The 22,428-nt window shown below is 44.6% G+C and carries 19 protein-coding genes; 12 read left to right on the plus strand and 7 right to left on the minus strand.

What is annotated here, in order from left to right; translation table 11 throughout:
* The first annotated feature begins 160 nt into the window (after positions 1 to 160).
* The 12 genes from EXW93_RS06110 to EXW93_RS06165 all read left to right on the plus strand — a co-directional run bounded on the left by EXW93_RS06110 (position 161) and on the right by EXW93_RS06165 (position 16,210).
* Positions 161 to 2,365: a glycoside hydrolase family 3 N-terminal domain-containing protein gene (locus EXW93_RS06110; protein ID WP_174316146.1), complete on the plus strand. Its 2,205-nt coding sequence runs from the start codon at positions 161 to 163 to the stop codon at positions 2,363 to 2,365.
* Positions 2,325 to 5,531, plus strand: a complete 3,207-nt coding sequence (locus EXW93_RS06115) for a GH36-type glycosyl hydrolase domain-containing protein (RefSeq protein WP_174316147.1) — start codon at positions 2,325 to 2,327, stop codon at positions 5,529 to 5,531. The genes EXW93_RS06110 and EXW93_RS06115 overlap by 41 nt, the downstream gene beginning before the upstream one ends.
* A gap of 66 nt (positions 5,532 to 5,597) precedes the next feature.
* Positions 5,598 to 7,124: a glycoside hydrolase family 13 protein gene (locus EXW93_RS06120; protein ID WP_174316148.1), complete on the plus strand. Its 1,527-nt coding sequence runs from the start codon at positions 5,598 to 5,600 to the stop codon at positions 7,122 to 7,124.
* A gap of 18 nt (positions 7,125 to 7,142) precedes the next feature.
* Positions 7,143 to 8,108: a LacI family DNA-binding transcriptional regulator gene (locus EXW93_RS06125; protein WP_174316149.1), complete on the plus strand. Its 966-nt coding sequence runs from the start codon at positions 7,143 to 7,145 to the stop codon at positions 8,106 to 8,108.
* 149 nt (positions 8,109 to 8,257) lie between these two features.
* A complete protein-coding gene (locus tag EXW93_RS06130; RefSeq protein WP_174316150.1) occupies positions 8,258 to 9,490 on the plus strand; it encodes a sugar ABC transporter substrate-binding protein in 1,233 nt (410 codons plus the stop codon).
* Positions 9,491 to 9,524: 34 nt separating this feature from the next.
* Positions 9,525 to 10,412, plus strand: a complete 888-nt coding sequence (locus EXW93_RS06135) for a carbohydrate ABC transporter permease (protein WP_149427119.1) — start codon at positions 9,525 to 9,527, stop codon at positions 10,410 to 10,412.
* A gap of 18 nt (positions 10,413 to 10,430) precedes the next feature.
* A complete protein-coding gene (locus EXW93_RS06140) occupies positions 10,431 to 11,324 on the plus strand; it encodes a carbohydrate ABC transporter permease (protein WP_174316151.1) in 894 nt (297 codons plus the stop codon).
* Between the two features lie 174 nt (positions 11,325 to 11,498).
* Positions 11,499 to 12,422 carry an ATP-binding cassette domain-containing protein gene (locus EXW93_RS06145; protein WP_254606183.1) on the plus strand — a complete coding sequence of 308 codons (924 nt, stop codon included), beginning with the start codon at positions 11,499 to 11,501 and terminating at the stop codon, positions 12,420 to 12,422.
* Position 12,423: 1 nt separating this feature from the next.
* Positions 12,424 to 13,191 (plus strand): ABC transporter permease, encoded by a 768-nt coding sequence (locus tag EXW93_RS06150; RefSeq protein ID WP_023467885.1) that lies wholly within the window; start codon positions 12,424 to 12,426, stop codon positions 13,189 to 13,191.
* A gap of 63 nt (positions 13,192 to 13,254) precedes the next feature.
* On the plus strand, positions 13,255 to 14,025 hold the full coding sequence (locus EXW93_RS06155; RefSeq protein ID WP_023467886.1) for a hypothetical protein: 771 nt from the start codon (positions 13,255 to 13,257) through the stop codon (positions 14,023 to 14,025).
* On the plus strand, positions 14,022 to 15,248 hold the full coding sequence (locus tag EXW93_RS06160) for a glycosyltransferase family 2 protein (RefSeq protein ID WP_035397981.1): 1,227 nt from the start codon (positions 14,022 to 14,024) through the stop codon (positions 15,246 to 15,248). Before EXW93_RS06155 ends, EXW93_RS06160 begins: the two co-directional genes overlap by 4 nt.
* Positions 15,245 to 16,210, plus strand: coding sequence for a hypothetical protein (locus EXW93_RS06165; RefSeq protein WP_023467888.1), 966 nt, complete (start codon positions 15,245 to 15,247; stop codon positions 16,208 to 16,210). Before EXW93_RS06160 ends, EXW93_RS06165 begins: the two co-directional genes overlap by 4 nt.
* 50 nt (positions 16,211 to 16,260) lie before the next feature.
* On the opposite strand, the gene EXW93_RS06170 is transcribed toward EXW93_RS06165, so the two are convergent.
* The 7 genes from EXW93_RS06170 to EXW93_RS06200 form a co-directional block, all read right to left on the minus strand.
* Positions 16,261 to 16,698 (minus strand): Asp23/Gls24 family envelope stress response protein, encoded by a 438-nt coding sequence (locus EXW93_RS06170; RefSeq protein ID WP_023467889.1) that lies wholly within the window; start codon positions 16,696 to 16,698, stop codon positions 16,261 to 16,263.
* Positions 16,699 to 16,750: 52 nt separating this feature from the next.
* Positions 16,751 to 16,957: a DUF2273 domain-containing protein gene (locus EXW93_RS06175; RefSeq protein WP_023467890.1), complete on the minus strand. Its 207-nt coding sequence runs from the start codon at positions 16,955 to 16,957 to the stop codon at positions 16,751 to 16,753.
* Positions 16,958 to 16,977: 20 nt separating this feature from the next.
* Positions 16,978 to 17,520: an alkaline shock response membrane anchor protein AmaP gene (gene amaP, locus EXW93_RS06180; RefSeq protein WP_023467891.1), complete on the minus strand. Its 543-nt coding sequence runs from the start codon at positions 17,518 to 17,520 to the stop codon at positions 16,978 to 16,980.
* 335 nt (positions 17,521 to 17,855) lie between these two features.
* A complete protein-coding gene (locus EXW93_RS06185; protein WP_035397971.1) occupies positions 17,856 to 19,226 on the minus strand; it encodes an amino acid permease in 1,371 nt (456 codons plus the stop codon).
* A 163-nt stretch (positions 19,227 to 19,389) separates the two neighbouring features.
* Complete coding sequence (locus EXW93_RS06190) at positions 19,390 to 20,274, minus strand: hypothetical protein (protein WP_055967366.1); 885 nt, start codon at positions 20,272 to 20,274, stop codon at positions 19,390 to 19,392.
* Positions 20,275 to 20,332: 58 nt separating this feature from the next.
* A complete protein-coding gene (gene uptA, locus EXW93_RS06195; protein WP_023467894.1) occupies positions 20,333 to 20,926 on the minus strand; it encodes an undecaprenyl phosphate transporter UptA in 594 nt (197 codons plus the stop codon).
* 123 nt (positions 20,927 to 21,049) lie between these two features.
* Positions 21,050 to 22,369: a Na+/H+ antiporter family protein gene (locus EXW93_RS06200; protein WP_035398635.1), complete on the minus strand. Its 1,320-nt coding sequence runs from the start codon at positions 22,367 to 22,369 to the stop codon at positions 21,050 to 21,052.
* Between the last annotated feature and the right edge of the window lie 59 nt (positions 22,370 to 22,428).

Below are 22,428 nucleotides of genomic sequence, written 5' to 3' on the forward strand. Positions count from 1 at the left end.
CAAAGTAAGAACTCTTTTCTGAAAAGCAAGAGTTCTTACTTTTATTCTTTTTATCGAAACGTTTCGAAAGAAAGGTTGAAGATTTTTATGAAAGCGCTTATAATTTTGATTAACAAGTGAAACGTTTCGATAAAATTTAGGGGATAAGAGGTGCTGATAGATGAACATTAAATCATTATTACAGCAAATGACGCTACAGGAAAAAATCGGACAGCTCGTTCAAATTCTCCCTTCTGTCTATGATCCACAGACATCCGATACTGTGACTGGACCAGTGGCTCAACTAATGGAGGAAAGTGGTCTGACAGAGGACAACCGTTATGAATTGGGATCTGTCATAGGAATTCATCAAGCAGAACAGGCATTTCGCATTCAGCAAAATTATTTAAAACATAATCGATTAGGAATTCCATTATTGTTCATGGCGGATATCGTTCATGGTCATCGAACGATTTATCCAGTTCCGTTGGCGCTTGCTTCTATGTGGGATAGTGACGAAGTGGAAATGATGGCGCGTCAATCTGCTATCGAAGCAACAGCTTCGGGACTGCATGTTACTTTTTCGCCAATGGTGGATCTTGTACGTGATGCGCGTTGGGGGCGTGTCATGGAATCGACAGGTGAGGATGTTTGGCTCAATGGAGAATATGCGGCAGCCTTCGTACGTGGTTATCAATCAGAGGATTTAAAACAAGCTGATTCTTTAGCAGCTTGCGTCAAGCATTTTGCGGCTTACGGTGCCGCTGAAGGTGGTCGTGATTACAATACGGTTGATATGTCGGATCGTGAATTACGAGAGTTTTATTTACCGGCTTATCTACGGGCAATCGAAGCGGGTGCCCGACTCATCATGACAAGCTTCAACGTCGTTGATGGTGTTCCCGCAACAGCTAGTACGTATCTGTTACGCCAAATTCTTCGAAAAGAGTGGGAGTTTGACGGGGTCACGATTTCGGATTGGTCTTCTATTAAGGAATTAATCCAGCATGGTGTCGCGGGTTCGCTTGCTGAAGCTGGAGAAAAAGGAATCAAAGCAGGCGTCGATATCGATATGATGTCAGGTGCTTACTTAAATCATTTGGAACAACAGATCGATGATCAAGTCGTTTCGATGGACTTATTAGACGAAGCAGTACGCAGAATACTTATGTTAAAGCAAGATCTTGGGTTGTTTGAAGATCCTTATCGTGGCATTGATCCCGAACTTGAGAAAAGAGTCCACTTATCTGAAAGTCATCGGAATACGGCACGGCGTTTAGCTGAAAAAAGTTGTGTCTTACTGAAAAATGATCAAATCCTGCCATTAGCAGAAGATCAGCGGATTGCGTTGATTGGACCTTTTGCTGCTTCAACGGATGTACTTGGTCCATGGGCAGGCAACGGAAAACGTGAAGAAGCGGTTTCCATTCGAGAGGCGTTTGATGAAGCGAATGTTGATTATGTTTTTGCGGAAGGATCAACGATTGATACGGAAATTGACTGGGATCAGGCGATGGAAGTAGCGGCGCAAGCAGAAGTGATTCTTTTAGCTTTAGGGGAAGCGTCTTGGATGAGTGGAGAAGCCGGAAGTCGAACGGACATCCGTTTGCCGAAAACACAACGCGATGGCTTGGCAAGACTTGCGACACTTGGAAAACCGATCGTGACCGTGCTATTCAACGGGCGACCACTCGATCTTCGAGATGTCGTTGAACATTCCGATGCAGTGCTTGAAGCATGGTATCCGGGCACAGAGTCAGGAAGAGCGATTCATCGTTTACTGTATGGTCAAGCGATTCCTTCTGGAAAACTGACGATTTCATTTCCGTATCATGTCGGTCAGTTGCCATTACGTTACGATGCTTTACCGACGGGTCGACCGATGACGATCGAAGGCGCTGATCCACGCTATACAAGTAAATACCTGGACGCTCCAAATGAAGCGTTATTTCCATTTGGTTTTGGATTAAGTTATAGCCATTTTAGCTATACACAGTTAAGACTACATGAGCAGCCGCAGGGAACTACATGGGAAGCATCCGTTGTTGTTACGAACGATGGCTCATTAGATGCGGAAGAAATCGTTCAATGGTATGTGCAAGATCCAGTTGCTGACGTGTCACGTCCCTTACGTCAATTAAAAGGATATGAACGCGTTCTTGTGAAAGCCGGTTCCAGTCGAGAAGTGACATTTCGTATCGATGCTTCGATGCTGATGTATCAACATCCGGACGATTCGGTTAAAGCGGATGCTGGTGAATTCATTCTCTATGTTGGTACGGATAGTACATGTGTATTACATGAAAAATTTTGGTTGAAACAGACCGTTGAAAAGGGGCAATTTGATGAACACATTAACGACCGTTCCACATCTACGACACGATGAATTTAGTGTGACACTAACTGAAGGCGGCGACATTCGCCAAATTCGTTACCAAGATATCATGATTAATCAATTGATTCATCATCCGTTTGATGAGTCCTTGATGAATGTATATGTTCGTCATGGTTCCAGTGTGGCCTTACCGTTACTTGGTATTCATTCGCCTAGTAAATTAGCAATATCTGAGCATACGATCAGCTGGAAAGGTGACTATGAGACATTCGGATACGAGGTCGTCGCAAGTCTTCACACGACTGGCATGCACTTTAAAGTCTCACTCATTGGGGAAGGAGAATTTGACGTAACCTATGCCCAGGATTTAGGACTGGCTGACGAAGCCGGTGTACGTACGAATGAGGCGTATATGGCACAGTACATTGACTACGTCGCGACCGAACATGGGATATTAGCTCGACAAAACCAGCGACAGTCGACGGGCTTTCCGAGCGTTGCGATTCTCTCGCATGATCGAATCGAAGAGTTTGCGACGGATGGTTTTGATGTGTATGGTGCGTCATATCGGCAATCGAATGTAGCAGAGGGATTAAATGCATATTTACCCTCTCGAATAAATCAGTATGAGTTCGCATTACCGACGATTCGAACAGCTGTCAAAGAATCAGCTGGAGAGCTATCTTTCCAATTTGAGCTGCGGTTCATTCCTTCTATGGAAGAAGCACTCGATGAACAATCGATTGATCAATTTATACCTTTATATGAGCGTGAGGAGCAACGGAAGGAACATCACCGTACGGCTTTCTTACAAACACCAAAGACGATTGTCGGGAATACAGCGACGATACAACAACTCGACGATTTGTATCCGGAACGGTTGCTTGAAGAGTGGGCAGGAACACAGTTGTTGTCCTTCTTTACACCTAGTGGTCATCATGTCGTTCTAAAAGAAAAGGAACTTCTTGTTGAACGTAGTCATGCAACCATCTTATTAAATGCGGGGAGTTTAGCGCCAACAGAAAAGAAATTGGCGACAACAGTCCATATGAATGGTGTCTTCAATTCGCACATCGTATATGGGAATACGAATTACAACAAGTGGATGGCGAACGTCAGAAATCCTTTGAACATCCCTAAAACGTCTGGGCAACGCATATACATCGAGCAAAAGGAAGCCTATCAATTATTAGCGTTACCGTCGATTTTTGAAATGGGATGGAACGAAGTGATCTGGTATTACTTCTTAGATGACGAGACGATTGAAGTCCGAACATCAATTGGTGCTGAGCGACCTGTGCTTGAGACGACGGTTAAGACGCGACATCCGCGTGCGATGAAAATCAGTCAGCAAGTGACGATGCATACACAAGAATATGATGTGCCGTTTCAAATGGAACAGATCGGAACACGCCTTCATTTTACGGCAACAAAAGAATCATTGAGTAAACGGATTCTACCTGATTTGACATACACGCTTGAAATGGATCAGCCTTTTTCAACGGGCTCCACATCTGAATGGTTAACTCAGCCAATCGTAGACGATTTGGTGTGGTTATCTGTCGGAGCGACCGATCATCTTGTCATGAGAATGGGGGCAGGAATGCAGTGTGAATTCAATGCTGACGAAGAACGGAAGTCCTTCAATCAATGGAAGGCTGCTTATCGAAAAAACCTCAAATTTGAAGACGTCTGGCAGGACGCGAATGCTCTACAGTTTCAAGTAGACTGGTACATCCAAAATATGCGGATCCATTACCAATCACCGCACGGTTTAGAGCAATACGGTGGTGCTGCATGGGGAACACGCGACGTATCGCAAGGTCCGATGGAATTTTTACTGGCGTTCGGTCATTTTGAAGAAGCTCGCGCATTACTGCTTCAGATTTTTTCACATCAATTCGAGGCAGGACATTGGCCACAATGGTTCATGTTTGATGAATATGCTGGTATCCAGCAGGAGGATAGCCATGGTGATGTGATCGTCTGGCCACTGAAAGCATGCGCAGATTATCTTCAGCGAACACACGATTGGGCGTGTCTCGATGAACTACTTCCATATCGAACAGAGACCGGTCAGGAAACACTAAAACAATCGCTCATGCATCATGTAGAACGAGCGTGTGCACGGATTGAAAAGGATTTCGTACCGAACAGTGTCTTTTCCGCATACGGCGGAGGCGATTGGGACGATACGTTACAACCAGCAGATGATGCGTTAAAGAAAAAGTTAATCAGTACTTGGACGGTAGCGTTGACATTCCAAACATTCCGTACGTTAGCAAACGAGTTACCACAATCGTCATTAAGCATACGATTAGCGGAACTAGCTACTACCATCGAACAGTCCTTCCAGTCAGACATGATTCTAGACGGGGTCATCCCTGGATTTTTACGAGTCGGAGAAGATGGATATCATCCGATGATTCATCCCTCAGATGATGGACTACCAATGAAATATCGATTGTTACCGTTGACCCGTAGTATCATCGGAGAACTCGTTACACCAGAACAAGCTATGCAAAACTTAAAGATCATTGAAGAACATTTAAAGTTCCCGGATGGTGTGCGTTTGATGGATCGCCCAGCACAATATCGTGGTGGTGTGAGTCGTCATTTCATGCGGGCAGAACAAGCAGCTAATGTCGGTCGTGAAATTGGACTGCAATACGTGCATGCCCATATTCGTTACATTGAAGCACTGGCGAAAATCGGAGCTGATGAAAAGAGCATAACGGAAGCATTTGACGTCATTAATCCTGTGAATCTAAAAGTGCCAAAAGCAGTCCGCCGTCAGAGAAATGCGTATTTCAGTAGCTCGGATGCTGCGTTTACGACGCGTTACGAAGCGCAAGAACGTTGGAACGAATTAAAAGAAGGTAAGATTCCGGTTAAAGGCGGATGGCGAATTTACTCGAGTGGACCAGGTATCTGGCTGAATCAATTAATGACGAACGTCTTGGGGATTCGAGAGCATTCAGACGGACTACTTCTTGATCCAGTCATAACCGGAACTATCCAGATGGACCTATTCGATATCCCTTGTCGTATTCGAATCACACGGGGGGAACAACGACGCATTTTATGGAATGGACAACTGCTTAATCTTTCAAATCAATCCAATCGTTATCGTCAAGGTGGCAATCTATTGCCACGTGAGGCGTTAAAACCGATACTTCCAAGTGGAAATGAATTGCAAATCGAGCTTCCGCTCTAAAGTAGGACAGGATGACTTCGAGGAAGTCGTCCTGTCCTTTAGCATATGAGAAATGGAGTGAACGACATGATAAAAAGTCATCGGCATCAAGTAGTCTATCATCTGTATCCGAAAAGTTTTCAAGATACGAATGGAGACGGAGTCGGAGATCTGAATGGTATTCGGAAGCGATTGGGTTATCTGCAGAGGTTAGGAGTGGACATGATTTGGTTATGCCCAGTGTACACGTCACCTGGTTATGATCACGGGTACGACGTAGCGGATTATACTTCAATTGATCCCCTATACGGGTCTATGGACGAAATGGAAGCCTTGATTGACGAAGCGAGTCAGCATGATATTACGATCATGATGGATATAGTCGCGAATCATACCTCATACTGTCATGAATGGTTCATCGCATCTGAACATGATCCGGACGGTCCATACGGAGACACGTATATTTGGCGTGACGAACCGACAGAAGTGGAATCTTTTTTTGGGGGTTCTGCTTGGACGTATTCGAGTATACGTCAGCAGTACTATTTCCACTCTTTCGCGAAGGAACAACCGGATCTTAACTGGAATCAGCCGATAGTGGCAAAAGAATTTGCACGTATTCTATCGTTTTGGATTGAAAAAGGAGTTCGTGGATTCCGTTTTGATGTCATCGATTTAATCGGAAAACAAATTCATCCGCACCGCTGGCTAAATTTCGAACGTGTACAGGAGGGATTACGAGAGATGTTGGCACCCGTTGATCGTTCAAATCTTCTTTTAGTCGGCGAAGCAGGAGGTCTATCTCCATCCGAAATTCGTCAACTTCAAGAAGAGGGATTACTTGATGTGGTGTTTAACTTTGAGACGTGCGCTCTTGACGAGGTGGCGGGTAAAAACAAATGGCACCTCCAATCGTTTGATCCAGCGGAATTAAAAAAGACGATTAAAAAATGGCAAGATGAGATGGAAGAAGACGGCTGGAACAGCTTATTTTGGAACAATCATGATCAGCCACGCGCTCTCTCTAGATGGTACGACGATGATATAAGAGCAGCAAAAATGCTAGCATTGCTCCAGTTGACATTACGAGGAACCCCTTTTATTTATCAAGGAGATGAGATCGGAATGACGAACGGAAACATTCAGCAATCTGATTATCAGGATATCGAAACCCTCCGTTATTTACAGCAAGGTGGGGCGATACAGTCCGTTCAGCTGAAGGGTCGTGATCATGCACGTCTTCCGATGATGTGGACGAAAGAAGGTGGATTCTCGACAGGAACAGCTTGGTTACGGGGAATGACCGATGTTGATCGTAACGTCCACGATCAACAACTGGATGATGATAGTCTCCTGCAGGTGTATCGACGTTTACTTTCGATACGCAAGGCAGAACCCGCCTTATTGGATGGAGAAATGAAATGGCAGGAGACACCATCAACGATGATCGCATTTGATCGAATTCATGGCGAACAGTCCCTTCGTATTTTAGTTAATTTGTCGAATCACTCAATCCAACATCGAATAAAGACAGGCAAGACATTAATAGGTGTAGGGGACTACTGTGAAGAGGAACTCGGTCCTTACGCGGCGGTCCTATGTTATACTTTTTGAAGAAGGAAGTGAAGTGAAATGACAGGAATTAAGGATATTGCAAAGGCAGCAGGCGTCTCGATTTCGACCGTTTCCTACGCGTTGAATGGGAGTACGAAAGTGACGGAAAAAACACGTCAACGTATCATGAAAATCGCGGAAGAGTTGAATTACATCCCGAATGCTGCTGCTAGAACGCTGAAGACTCGCAAGACGCATATCATCGGCGCCTTTCTAGGAGATTATTCAGGATCGTTTTACGGCGAATTATTAAAAGGAATTAATCATGAGTTGTCAGAAACGGGATATGAGCTGATCGTCTGTAATGGACCGGAATCCCATCGCCTCATGACAGAACGCATCGTCGATGGTGGAATAATTTTAGGTCATCGTTTCACCCAAGAACAAATTCTTGGATTTGCTGACCGGGGACATCCGCTGACGATTCTTGATCGAAACATTGATCATCCGAATATTAGTTGTGTGCTACTTGATAATGAGATGGGTATGCAACAAGCGATGCGAACGATAATCGCTACAAATCCACACTGTATTCATCTCGTCGATGGACCGGAAGAAAACCATGATGCTTTCGAACGTCGTGCTGTTGTCTTAGAACAGGCAGACTTAGCAGGTGTTGCGGTTCGTATATGGGAAGGTGGATTTACGAAACGTTCTGGTATCCGTGCTGCAAGTGAAATCCTTGAAGAGTTGAAAGATGGGGATGCCATCGTTTGTTTGAATGATGATATGGCTCTTGGCGTATACGATGTCTTACAAAATACATCATTTCGGATTGGTCTCGATATATCACTGACGGGATTTGATAAGCTTGAGGTTACGAATTATACACAACCGAAAATCGCAAGCGTCAGTTATTCGAAGTTAGATTGGGGAAAGTCCGCTGCTCGCGCCTTACTTCAATTGATTGATAAACAAGAGCGAACGAATGCGAAGATTGACTCAAAGTTCATCGTCGCAGGATCGGTCCTCCAAAAGAAATAAAAAAAATAGGTTGTAAGCGCATACACGTATGCTTATAATGTTTATAGAAACGTTTAACCTGTTGCTTTAAGGAAAAACCTTTGTATAAACATTATTTTTTTAGAAAACAATCGAAACGTTTCGATTAAACGAGATGGAGGAATGGAACCATGAAAAAACTCGGACTAGCACTTGCGGTCGGCGCATTGTCGGTATCAACATTAGCAGCTTGTTCATCAGGATCTGGAGAAGATGACAAGACATTAACGGTATGGGCAATGGGTGAAGAAGGAAAGGCATTACCGAAGCTCGTAAAAGAATATGAAAAAGCAAACAAAGGTGTCAAAGTGAAGGTTCAGGCGATACCATGGGATACGGCACATGATAAATTGTTAACGGCAGTCGCTTCGAAGAACGGACCAGATGTCGTTCAAATGGGTACATCTTGGATGCCAGAATTCGTTGAAGCTGGTGCTCTTTCAGACATGAAAAAATATGTGGAGAAGTACCCATCTCTTGCAAAAGATAATTTTTATGAGGGATCTTATGAAACAGTCGAATTAAAAGATGGCGTTTATGGTGCGCCTTGGTATACCGATACTCGAGTTCTCTACTATCGCAAAGATGCGTTATCTGATGTCGGGTATAAAAAAGCGCCAGAGACATGGGAAGAACTCGAGGATGCTTCAGCTAAGCTTGCGAAACGTCCAGGCGAAAATATGTACGGGATTACTTTGGATACGAACGATCAAATGTTGAACTTCATGTTTGCACGCCAAAATGGATCGGACTTATTGACGCAAGATAACAAACCGTTATTTAATCAGCCGGAATTCATTGAAAGTGCTGAATATTTAACGAGTTATTTCAAACAAAAGTATGCTCCGATTGATTTAGGAATGGATATCGTACAAGCATTTGGTGCAAAGGATCCGAATGTTCCAATGTTCATTAGTGGACCATGGATGATCAATCTGATTAATGAACAGATGCCGGGTATTGAATCGAAGTGGGGGACTGCAGTCCTCCCCAAAAAAGAAAATAATATTTCATTCCTAGGTGGAGCGAACCTGAGTATCTTTGAAAGTAGTTCTAAAAAAGATCAAGCAGCGAAATTCATCGCGTATATGAGTGAACCAGAAACACAAACAGCATGGATGGAGATGACGAAGTCGCTCCCTTCAACAAAAGAAGCATGGAAAAACGATACACTTCAAAATGACGAGAAACTGAAGACGTTTGGTGAACAAATGAAAGCTGCTCAACCAATGCCTCTCATCTCATCGTGGGAGAAAGTATCACAAACCTACTTACAGAGTTTCGAGAAAATGTACCGGGGCGATGCAGCGGTCGACAAAGAAGTGGAAGTGTTCCAAAAGAAAGCAGAAACCATCTTAAAATAATCGAAGCGGAAGCTTAAAGGAAGGAGTCCTCTGAATGAGACGGTTGCTCAACCATCAGGCGCCTTATCTGTTCATTGCACCGACCATCATTTTACTGTTTCTGTTTTCGATTACGCCGCTTTTCGTCGCCGTAGTGATGAGTTTTACGAACATGGATTTAGCGGGAATCGCGAACTATGCAAACATCGAATGGATCGGTACTTCAAACTATCTTGAAATTTTTAAAGATGAGGTTTTCTTAAAGGCATTAACGAACACGGTTTTTTATGTCATTTTGGGTGTACCACTTGTCATTACACTTTCGCTCTCCATTGCCATTGCGATTAACTTTGGTCGTGGAAAAGTATTTGAATGGTTTCGTGTCGTCTTTTATATGCCGTCGATTACGAACGTTGTTGCTGTTGCCGTCGTTTGGGGATTCTTATTCAATCCCCAATACGGGCTCTTTAATTTTATCCTGAATGCAATTCATCTACCGGATGTTCCATGGTTGCAAGATCCACTTGTTGCAAAATTATCATTGATCCTATTAGCCTTATGGCGGGCTGTCGGAATCAACATGATTATCTTCCTTGCGGCATTACAGGGGATTCCAAGAACGTATTATGAAGCAGCTGCACTCGACGGAGCCAGTACGTTTCAACAAATGTTTAAGATCACGATTCCTCTCTTACGATATGCCATTTTCTTCGTTACGGTGACGACATTGATTGGATGGATTCAATTTTTTGAGGAACCGTTCATTATGACGGAAGGTGGACCGTTGAATTCAACGACGTCATTGGCGCTGTTCATTTATCAAAACGGTTTCCAACTGAGTAACTTCGGATATGCTGCTGCTGGATCCGTTGTCCTATTCGTTTTAATCATTACCGTCACATTGATCCAGTTCCGTGTTCAAAAAAATGATAATCCATACTAAGGAAGGGGGGACGATTCGATGATTCCGAAAGAAAAACCTGTGATTGTAACAGGCAAGGAAGCTCGATTTTCACCAATCGCGAGTCCGGAGAAAAGACGAAAAAAGTCTACTTTTCAATGGGGTCTTGCAACGGTATTGACGTTACTAGGTCTTTGTTTTCTCTTACCGTTTTTTTGGATGGTTCTTTCTTCAGTAAAAACGGATGCAGAAATTTTAGCACTTCCGCTAACGATTTGGCCAAAAGAGCTAACTTTTGAGCATTACGTTAATTTATTCGTGAACCTAAACTTTTTGACCTATTTGAAAAATACACTTTTGATCGTATTAGCATCATTTTTTGGTCTACTCTTAACAGCGATGGCTGGTTATGGATTTGCCAAATTTCGTTTTAAAGGGAGTAAGTTGCTATTCATCGGAGTACTCGCCACGATGATGATTCCGGGGCAAGTAACGATGATCCCAGTCTATTTAATGCTTAATCAAATGGGATTAACGAATACGATGACAGGAATCGTTTTACCTGGATTAGTTGGTGCGTTCGGCGTATTCCTATTTCGCCAATTCATGACGACGATTCCAGATGAGCTGCTAGAAGCATCTCGACTAGATGGAGCAAGCGAATGGCGAATTTTCTTCTCAATCGTTCTTCCGATGTCAAAACCTATTCTAGCGGTACAGGGAATTTTAACATTCATTGGAGCATGGAATAGTTTCTTATGGCCACTCATCATCGCGAATGACGAATCACTGTATACTCTATCTGTTGGCTTAGCGTTACTGCAGGGGCAACATGGTGGGAATTACGGACTGCAAATGGCTGGAGCTACATTCATGGTCATCCCAATTATCATCATCTTCATGATTTTCCAAAAGTATATCATCGAAGGGTACAATATTTCAGGTATGAAATAAGTATATGTTTTAATCTCGCGTTCTCTTTTGAGATCGCGTTTTTTTGTAAAAAATCGCTGAATAGTTCGTATGAAAAGATTGCGCGTTACGTCCTCTATATAAAAGTTTTATTGATTCGAGAACAGAAAAAACGGGAAAATCTTGGACATGACTTTGAATTCAAGGAAAGAAGGAATGAAGATGATTCATGTCGAGAACTTGACGAAGACGTACAATGGGAAGGATGTTGTCAAAGGTATCTCGTTCGACGTTCAGGCAGGGGAGATTTTTGCCTTTCTTGGACCGAACGGGGCCGGGAAATCGACGACTGTTCAGATGCTGACGACATTGATTCCGATTTCCGGAGGTCGGGCGACGATTCAGGAATTTGATGTCGTCAAACAAGAAAAACAGGTTCGCTTGCAAATTGGAGTCGCCCTTCAAGATACCGGCATCGACGAAGATTTAACCGGTCTTGAGTTACTCGTTCTACAGGGAAAATTATTTGGATTAAGTCAGACGGAAGCTAAGAAACGGGCAGAAGAATTGCTACGACTCGTCGGACTCGATCGAGACGGCAAGCGTCGATCTGGCACTTACTCCGGTGGGATGAAACGTCGGCTTGACCTGGCTTTGACGCTCGTCCATCAACCGACTGTTTTGTTCCTTGACGAACCAACGACAGGACTCGACCCCGCGAGCCGTGTACAAATCTGGAACGAGGTCCGACGATTAAACGAAGAGTTCGGCACGACGATCTTTTTGACGACACAGTACTTGGAAGAAGCCGATCAGCTAGCCGACCGAATCGCGATCATCAATGAGGGACAATTGATTGCGGAAGGAACGGCAGCTGAGCTGAAAGCAGCAAATGGAGAAGAGCGGATCGAATTGACGCTAGCTGAAAAAGAGAACGAACGGGTCGTCTTAGAGATGTTTGCCGGTCGTCAGGAAAAAGATCGCCTCGTCATTCCTTCGCGGGGAACGGAGACACTGCGCGCTGTCGTCCGTTTTCTCGACGAACGGAAAATGGTTGCGACGTCACTGGTCGTCAAACAACCGTCACTTGATGATGTCTTCATTCGTTTAACGGGACAAGCTTATAAGGAGGAATCGTGACATGATACGGGAAACTTGGTTTTTGATGCGTCGGAGTCTTCTCGTCACGTTACGTAATCCATTTTCCTTCATTCCGAATTTGATCATCAGTGTCTTTTTCCTGCTCGTCTACACGAGTGGTTTGTCCGGAATCTCAAATTTACCGCAGTTCGACGGCGTCGATTATTTGAACTTCATTTTGCCTGTTTCGATCGTCTCAGGTGCTGTTGGTGGAGCAGGGGGAGCGGGTCAAGCGCTCGTCAAGGATATCGAGAGTGGTTATTTCGCACGACTCTTATTGACACCCGTCTCGCGAACAGCGATCGTCCTCGGACCGATGCTTGCCGGGATGCTGCAATTATTCGTTCAAACGTTACTGATCTTCGGGATGGCCTTTTTGCTTGGTCTATCGATTCCAGTCGGTGTCAGCGGCTTTTTCTTGACGATCTTACTCGCGCTTGGCTTTGGTCTCGCCTTTGCCGGTTACTCGGTCGGTGTCGCTTTGAAGACACGGAACGCACAAGCTGCTCAAGCTGGAACGCTTCTGTTCTTCCCGTTGATTTTCCTGTCGACGACGTTTGTACCGAAAGACTTGATTGAAGCCGAATGGCTCAAGATTGCTGCGACGATCAATCCGACGACCTATATCATGGAAGGGATGCGCAGTGTATTGACCCGTCCGGAAATCGATTGGTCGGTTTATTGGCAAGGTTTGATCGTCGCTGCTGTTCTTAGCATTGCGATGGTGATCTTTGCTGCGTTGAACGCACGTGGGGCATTGAAAAAATAGGATATTCTTATCCAATTTAAGGGTATATATTTGAGGATTCGACGATTAAAGAGGAGGGGTTCAATGAGGCGATATGCGTTGTCACTTTTATTATTAGTAGGTCTCTTGGCTACTGTTCTTGTCTTGTATCAGATGACGTTTGACATCACAACGTCGATCCTTCATTTCTTATTGGTTCCCGTATTGATCATTATGACGCTCTTGAATGGAAGAAAAAATTTCTTGATATTGATCAGCTATGTTCTTATCATGGGTTTTCTCTATCTCATTTTATCGTGGTATAACGAAGCATCAAACGAGCAACAGTTGTCCTACATCGGACAACATCTCTTATCCTCAGTCGGTGTCTTTTTATACTGGTTGTTCTTGCGGCAGTTACGGAGTGTATTCGAAGAGAATGCATCGCTTCAAAAGCGGGTTGCTTTGCTTGAGGGTTTCTCCGCTTCACCTCAATTGCTCTCTTACAGTGAATTTTTAGACCGAACGGATTTCTTGATTGCGGGTGCGAATCGTCGTCAAGAACAGAATATGTTGCTGCATATTCACATTCCATACGCTAGTTTAAACAAGAAAACAATCATGCAACAATTGACGGATGCTGGACTAAAGGTATTTCGCGCACATTATGACGTCATGTCGCAACGAAACCGTCAGGAATTCATCATCTTTCTGCAAAATACCGATCATGGTGGTGCGGAGATTGCGTGGCAACGTTATGAGGATGAACTTCGACAACGCTTTACGGTACTTGCGTTTCCGTTTCAGGTCGAAATTCTTCCTGTACGATCATCTGTGGAAGAGACGTTGAAGCAACGGAAGGTGGTAGATCAATGAACCTCGTCTTGAACGTCATCATGGCGATTTTTTGGTTACTTTTACTGTATTATTCTTATCTGACGATTGCCGGTATTCTCGATCGATATGGAAAAAAACAGCAGATCACTTTAACGGAGTATCCATCTGTCGCTATCTTGATCCCCGCACATAATGAAGGCATCGTCATGCGTCAAACACTCGAGGCGATGATGGGGATCGAATATCCAGGGAAACTCGACGTATTTTTACTCGATGATCAGTCGCAAGATGAGACGCAAGAGATTGCTATGGAATTTACGACGATGTTCAGTCGAGTCCATTACATCCATGTCCCAAAAGGTGAACCAATCGGAAAATCACGTGTCCTGAACTATGGTCTATCGATCACGGATTCCGAATATTTCTTAATTTTTGACGCGGACAATCAACCGAAATCTGACACTGTGACACGACTCGTCGAACAAGCAATGACTCAAAAGAATGCTTGTGGAGCGGTTGGAATCGTCAAGACGATCAATGCAACGACGAACCTGCTAACGCGGATGATTGCGATCGAATTTCAAGTGTTTCAGCTGATCATGCAAAGCGGTCGTTGGAAAGCATTCAAGACGGGGTCATTAGCAGGGACGAACATGTTGTTGAAACGAGATGTCATCGAAGAATTAGGTGGATATGATCCGTATGCACTGGCAGAGGATGCGGAATTGACGATGCGGATCACGGCACTCGGTTACACACTTCCTGTCGTCTACGAGGCGGAGACATGGGAACAAGAGCCGGAAACGATGAAAGTATACATGAAGCAACGAACGCGTTGGATGCTTGGAAACATCTATTTATTAGAAAAATCACTACGTACACGAGATTTTTGGAAAGGAAGCACGCTCGTCCATTCCTTGCAGCATATCATGACGTACCTCCTCTTCATCTTCTTGTTGTTAATCTCTGATATCGTCTTGATTCTCGGATTGTTCGGTTATGCATTTGATGAGGCGACGACGCCACTCATCATGTTTTGGTTCATGACTTATCTTGTCTATACGATCCAAATCTTAGCGGCGCAAGAACTCGAAGGAACTGCTAGCCCGAAGAATGTCCTCGTCGGGTTGATTATGTACTTTACCTACGCCCAATTATTCGTCATTCTTTTATTCCGCGGAATGTATGCATATCTTAAAAGTAAGGTACGCAATGAGGTCATCGTCTGGGATAAGACGAAGCGCGTCAAGATTGAGTCATGAAAAAAGGACTAGGGATTGGTCTACTCATCATTTTGTTAGCAGGGGGAATTTGGTATTTCGTGCAAAAACAAGAGGATGATATTATTCAACAAGTAGAAGCGGACTATATGCAAGACGGTATCATTCGTGCTTATGATCGTTCGGATGCCCAACGTCTGTCTGAGAGTCTTGGTCAGTATATGCAATATGTATTATTGATTGATGATGAAGTGCGATTCAAAGAACAGGTACAGATACTAAAAGATCATTTTTTAGTTGAGCGCGGACCAGATGTATACATCAAATGGGAGTTGGGTGAGAATACGGCAACGAATGCATGGATTGACGACATTCGTATATCGGAAACGTTAATCCAAGCTAGCAAACAATTCAATGAACCGACCTATTCAAAGCTTGCGAGTCGAATCGAGACAACCTTACTCAAGCGGCAACGAATAAACGGTAAAATCGTTGACTTTTACGATTGGGATTTAAATCAGGCAACGGATGTACTCCACTTGAACTATTTAGAACCGCCGGCACTTAAGCGATTGAAGTTACTCGATTTTGCAAAAGAAAGAGTGGTTCAAGCGAAAAGAGAAGGTCCATTCACGGCAGAACTCTATTTTGCAAATCAAGACGAATCAAAGTGGGCAGATGACAAAGTCGTGAACATGATTGATCAAGTCTTGATTGAACGATTACGGGTAGGAGTGACGGATGAATCAGACGCGTCTTTTCGATCGTTCATCTCTAAAGAACTGAAGAACGGGAAAATATATGCGCGGTACGACCGTTCATCAGCGACACCGACGATGAAAGACGAATCAAGCTCCGTCTATGCTTTACTCGTACCTCTTTTGACTGGTAAAGAACGTTCTTTTGTACTCAATCGTCTGCAAGAGATTGAGACAACGAATGCTAAAGAGACGCACGTGTTTGACGTTCTGAATAAAGCAGTCATTTTAAAAGAATTTGAATAAGAAAAAGCTGGAACGGATTTTCCCGTTTCCAGCTTTTAGTTTGCTTGTGATTACTTGATTTCGCGTTTTTCTTGCTCTTCTTTCGACGATTTGCTTTTTGCGTCGAACTCTGAACGTGTCATGACATCTTCGACATGCATGTTGATTTCGACGACATCGAGTCCTGTCATATCATGGACTGATTTTTTGATTTTCGTTACAGCGTCTTGGAAGATGGACGGGATGTTTTTGCCGTACTCGACGATGACTTTTAAGTCGAGTGCGACTTGTCGTTCGCCGACTTCTGCGTCGATGCCTTTTGTGATATCTTCCGTGCTCCGGAAACGATCTGTCAATCCACTCATGAAGCCACCACTCATTGAGAGGATGCCTTTGACATCATTTGATGCGATACCGGCGATTTTTTTAATGACTTGATCTTCGAATGTGAGTTTGTTTTCGCGCACTACTTCGTTTTCGTTTTGTTTAGTGTTGATTTCGTTAGCCATGAGAAATCTCTCCTTTTAGTGCAAGTTGAATGATTTTTTATTCTCTGTATGCTCAATCCCGTTGAAAGAATTGAATCCATCCCTCGACATCTAGCGCATTATCCCGCCACTGACCAATCAAGTAACCGATTGTTGCGAATACGATGATCAACAACGTCGGTCCAAAACCGATCGTCAAGAACAAGGTGGCGAGGATCAGTCCGACTAGCCCGCCGAGTAGACGGTAGCGATACGGACGAAGTGCTTCGCTCGTTTTCATGATCTTCCTCCTCTCGTATCTTAGACGACGCGTTCAGACGTTTTCGTCTTCGTGTCACTAATCCGGACGCGTGTTTTTGTGACAGGTAGTTCGAGCAATGATTCGACCGCATTCTTGGCGCGTTCTTGAATGTCTTTTCCGATTGTCGGCAAGCCTTCTTGACCGAAGACGGAACAATCAACTTCAAGCGCGACGGTTTCTTTTTTCGAGTGAATGTCTGCGTTGACGCGTGGCGAACGTACGCCGTTGATACCGCGAATCGACTCGAGTGCCGTTCTTTCGATCGTTTGCTTAGAGATCGTGATATTCCCGTCACCCGTTTGAATCAGGAGACGTTGTCCTTTTGAACGACTGAGTAGTCCAGTGAATAATAGAATGACAAATACGAATGCTAGGAAGCCACCAAGTGATAAAATCGTGTAGCTATACCATTGTTGATCTTGCCACTGTTCAATCAAAGGACTGAGTCGTGGAACATCATAGACGCCAAGTACAAGAAGACCGACGCTGACTAAACCGAGAATGCCGATCAGAACGAGTAGGAAACGATTGAATCCGTTCATATTACATCTCTCCTTTCTGCCGTTAAATTGTTTTAACGTGATTGTTCTACACATGAAATATTATGTGTATGGTGAAATTATTCCCGCTCAAACGAACTCGAAACATGAAAATGCACTTAGAATTAAAAGACTATTTATTCTGAAAATTTATCTATTTATTAGAAAAATAGTAGATGAAATACGGCTTTACGCATTGAAATCAAGAATGTTACGACGTCTTAAGGGTTTAAGCGTTCGCGAAAAATATCTATCATGAATATTATTCAATGTCAATATAGAAAATCATCTCCATCAAAAAACTCCTCTCATGCGGTCATGAGAGGAGAGACAGACGTTTATTTTTCGATTTTCGGTACTTTTACGATGTAATAGACCGTACTTAAGATCAAGAAAGCGACTCCAATTAAGATCGAGACGCGTGTCTCATCGTTGAACAACATCCCGACGAGCACTGTCACCAGCGCAACGATCGACAGATAGTTCGTCACCGGCGCACCGGGCATTTTGAACGGATGTGAGGCTGTCCGTTCACTTTCAAGTTTACGATACCGAATATGACTGATTAAAATCGCAAACCACGGCACCATCCCTGGTAGTACCGAAGCACTGTAGACATAAACGAAGATGTTCGTATCCTTCCCGAGAACGAGTGGCAAGGTGATATCGAGAATGACGCCGAAGAAAATCCCGATTGAAATCGCGAAGACCGTGTAGAATGGAATGCCGCGTTTGTTGACCTTTAAGAAGAAGGACGGCACTTGTCCTTTTTCAGCCAATGCATAGATCATCCGGCTTGCGCTGAAGATCCCGGAGTTACAACCGGATAAAGCGGCTGTGATGACGACGAAGTTGATGATACCGGCAGCAATCGTGACACCAACCTTGGCGAATGTCGCAACGAACGGACTGCCGAGATCCGATAACTCATTCCACGGATACACCGTGACGATGATGAAGATCGATCCGACGTAGAAAATCAAAATGCGCCAGACGACACCATTGATTGCCTTCGTGATATTCTTCTCTGGATCTTTTGTTTCTCCAGCTGTCACGCCGATCAACTCGACACCGATGTAAGAGGCGAAGACGATCGAGAGCGCAAAGAAGAAGCCGGTGAAACCATTCGTGAAGAAGCCACCGTTCGCCCAAAGATTCGAGAAGCCGACCGGGTTTCCGTCATTCCCTAGACCAAAGAAGATGATGCCGAATCCGGCGACGATCATCAGAAGAATCGTTATTACCTTGATTGAGGCGAACCAAAATTCGAGCTCACCGAACATCTTGACGGAAGCAAGGTTCGCGAGCGTCAAGAGAATGATGACGACGACGCCTGGAATCCAAGTCGGTAGCTCCGGCCACCAAAAGCGCAAGTATGTCCCGACAGCGATGACTTCACTCATCCCGACGACGACCCAGTTGAAGATATTACTGCTTGCTGTCAAGAAACCAGCTGCTGGATGGATATAGTCGTTTGCGAACTTTGCGTACGAACCACTGTGAGGATGGGTGTAGACCATCTCACCAAGTGCCCGCATGATGAAAAAGATAAAGACTCCTGCTAGCATGTACGCGAGTAAGACGGATGGTCCCGTCCAAGCAATCGTACTCGATGCTCCAAGGAAAAGACCGACCCCGATCGTTCCTCCGAGTGCAATCATTTGTACCTGTCGTGCTGTTAAATCTCGTTTCAAATTCGAACTCATCATTTCCCCCAAAAAAATTCTGTGACGTCATAATGTTCAGACAATTTGTCCAAATAACTATAACGCTGAGTATACTATCCTCAGATAGAACTCGCTAGTCTTTTTGAAAATTTGGGTTAAAGGTTTTCAAAAGTAAAAAGATTATGAAACAACTGTGTAATGGCTTTCATTTGCCTGCTAAGAGAGAGACAAGTCGCTGACCGAGTCTCCCGAAATATAGGTGTTCCGAGGTCGCTAGTACGATCAAGTCATTACGCATTGTAAGGTCACCTGACAGGGTATTTCCCTGTTCTGTCATGAATCGAATCGAACGAACACTTTCAAAGAGCGTACCTTTCCGTTCGAGTAAATGTGCTTCATCAGAATTTGCGGCAAGCAGAAAATCGTCGTACCGAGCGAACTGAGAAAAGGCGATCGTAGGTGCCTCACAGACGAGATCTTCCTCTTGATCGATACGAATGAAACGGTAATCAGAGTAGTAGAAGAACCAGATTTCTTTTGATGAACAGACGTTTAAGGCGTAACAATCATCAATCGGGTATTGACGGTTTTTATATTTTACTTCGCCCGTATCGTCAAAAGCGACGAGACCAAAGGCACCATTTGAACTGGTTACGGCGTCAGCATAGACACCTTCGTCAAAATAACTGACCCAAATCCACCCTCGTTCATCGATTTGCATGTTTTGAATCCCATCATCTAAACAAAATTGATTGACTAGATTTCCCTGAACATCATAAATAAAGGCATTCGGCAACCACGTTCCGTCTACGTCATCATCGCAACGGGAAGCGACGAGTAACAAACGTCCATCCGGAAATCGATCGACGAGCGAAAAATCAATTTCGCTTTTTTTAACGATCGTCGTCTTACGCCAATCATCCTTCAATTGATGAATGGAAAGGACGTGTTCATTGCGTGCTTCGTCGAGGGTTTCTTCGACGATTAAAATATGTCCGTCGACGGTGATCCCGGTCGCGACAGGATGACCCGCCCGATAGGATGCAGTCAAACGACGTAACGGAAAATGAGCAAGTGGGGATGTGAGCATGGCAGGACCTCCTGTTTGTTTAAAAAAACAGTCCGTCGTCAGACAGACTGCTAGTTGTTCAAACCGTTCGTTGACGGCGTTTGTAGATGACATAGAAGATGATCAAGACGACGGCAGCGATTAGGACACCGTTCGTGTACGGTGCAGCCACTTCCTTGATCGAGCGCCAGTTCGTTCCGAGCGTTTCACCAAGATACAGGAACAAGATCGACCACGGAATGATCGCAAGCACCGTATAAAGAGAAAACTTCGTTTGATCCATCTTGGCAAGACCTGCCGGAATCGAGATGGCATGACGGACGACCGGGATGAAACGGGCTCCAAAGATGACGCCTTGTCCGTACTTTAAGAACCAACGCTCGGCTAGATCGAGATGATGTTCTGAAATCAAAACATACTTCCCGTATTTCAGGATAAGGGGACGACCGCCGTAGCGAGCGAACCAATATAAGAATAATTGCGAGAATAATCCACCGATGACGGCAGCGACGATAGCAAGCGGCCAGCCGATCGTTCCTTGGGAAATCATGAATCCTCCGTAAGAGAGGACGATTTCACTCGGTATGATTTCAATCATCAACCCGAGGGCGATGCCGAAATATCCGAGATCGGCAAGCGAAAGCAAAATCTGGTTGACGACTTGAGATAACACGTTAGACAACTCCTTTGTATCAGTTCATTCCTTTATTTTAGAGAACCGAGGACGAAATGAAAAGGAAAAAAACGGAGACAATTCAAAAGACGGATTCGCGATGACAGCGAATCCGTCTTGTTTTTATAATACGACCGCAGCGATCGTACCGAAGATGAGTAATGGAATATTGTAGTGCAGGAACGTCGGAATGACCGTTTCTCGCATGTGATCATGCTGACCATCAGCATTCAAACCACTCGTTGGTCCGAGTGTCGAGTCAGATGCTGGGCTACCCGCGTCACCGAGAGCACCGGATGTACCGATGATGGCAATCGTCGCTTCTAAGCTGAATCCGTACTGGATACAAAGTGGAACGAAGATGGCAGCGATGATCGGAACGGTCGAGAAACTGGAGCCGATACCCATCGTGACGAGAAGACCAATCAAGAGCATGACGAAGGCGGCAACGAGTTGCGAATCGCCCATCAACGCTTTCGAGTTCTCGACGAGAGGCTCGATATCGCCCGTCTTACGCAAGACGTTTGAGAATCCGTTCGCTGAAATCATGACGAAACCGATGAATGACATCATGCGCATACCGCGTGTAATGACGTCATCTGCTTCACTGAAGCGAACAAGACGAAGCAACAAGAAGAGGATCAACCCCGTCGTCGCAGCGAGAATCATTGATCCGGTCTGTAGTTGTACGATCAAGGTCGCGATGACGACAACACCACTTAAGACAAGCTTTGTTTTCGTGATGACCGGAATTTCATAATCGTCTGGAGCGATGTCGCGAATCTCATACGTCCGCTCTTTCCGGTAGGTGTACAAACCGATCAAGAGACCAACGACCATTCCGAGTGCTGGAATCGCCATCGCTTCGATGACGGAAGCTCCAGCAGTATCGAGACCATTTGCCTTCAGGTTCTTCAGCAAAATCTGATTGAGGTAAATGTCTCCGAATCCAACCGGTAAGAACATGTACGGTGTCACAAGACCGAACGTCATGATGATCGCTATCCGGCGTCGATCGATCTTAAGCTGAGAAAAGAGACCAAGCAACGGCGGAATGATGATTGGAATGAATGCGATGTGGATCGGCAACACGTTTTGTGAACTGATCGCAAGCAAGAGAATCGCGAACAAGATGAATCCTTTTAATTTTTTGACGGAAGCGGCACTTGCGTTACCACGCGAACGCGCAATCAAAGAGTGCGCAAGTGCATCCGGTAAACCTGTTTTCGAGAGGGCGACGGCAAATGCACCGAGCATCGCGTAGCTAAGGGCAATTTCTGCTCCGTCACCAAGACCACCGGAGAATGCTTTTGTCGTCGCAGTCAGGTCAAGACCACCGACGAGACCACCAGCAAACGAACTGATGACCATCGCGAGCACGATGTGGACGCGGAAGATCGCTAAAATAAATAGTAAAAAGACGGCAAACAATACGGCGTTTATCATTCAGTAAAACCACACTTTCTTTTGTTATCACTGTACTATACTAAAGTATCTTACAG

The sequence above is a fragment of the Exiguobacterium sp. JMULE1 genome, assembly GCF_013337175.1.
Classification (GTDB): domain Bacteria; phylum Bacillota; class Bacilli; order Exiguobacteriales; family Exiguobacteriaceae; genus Exiguobacterium_A; species Exiguobacterium_A indicum.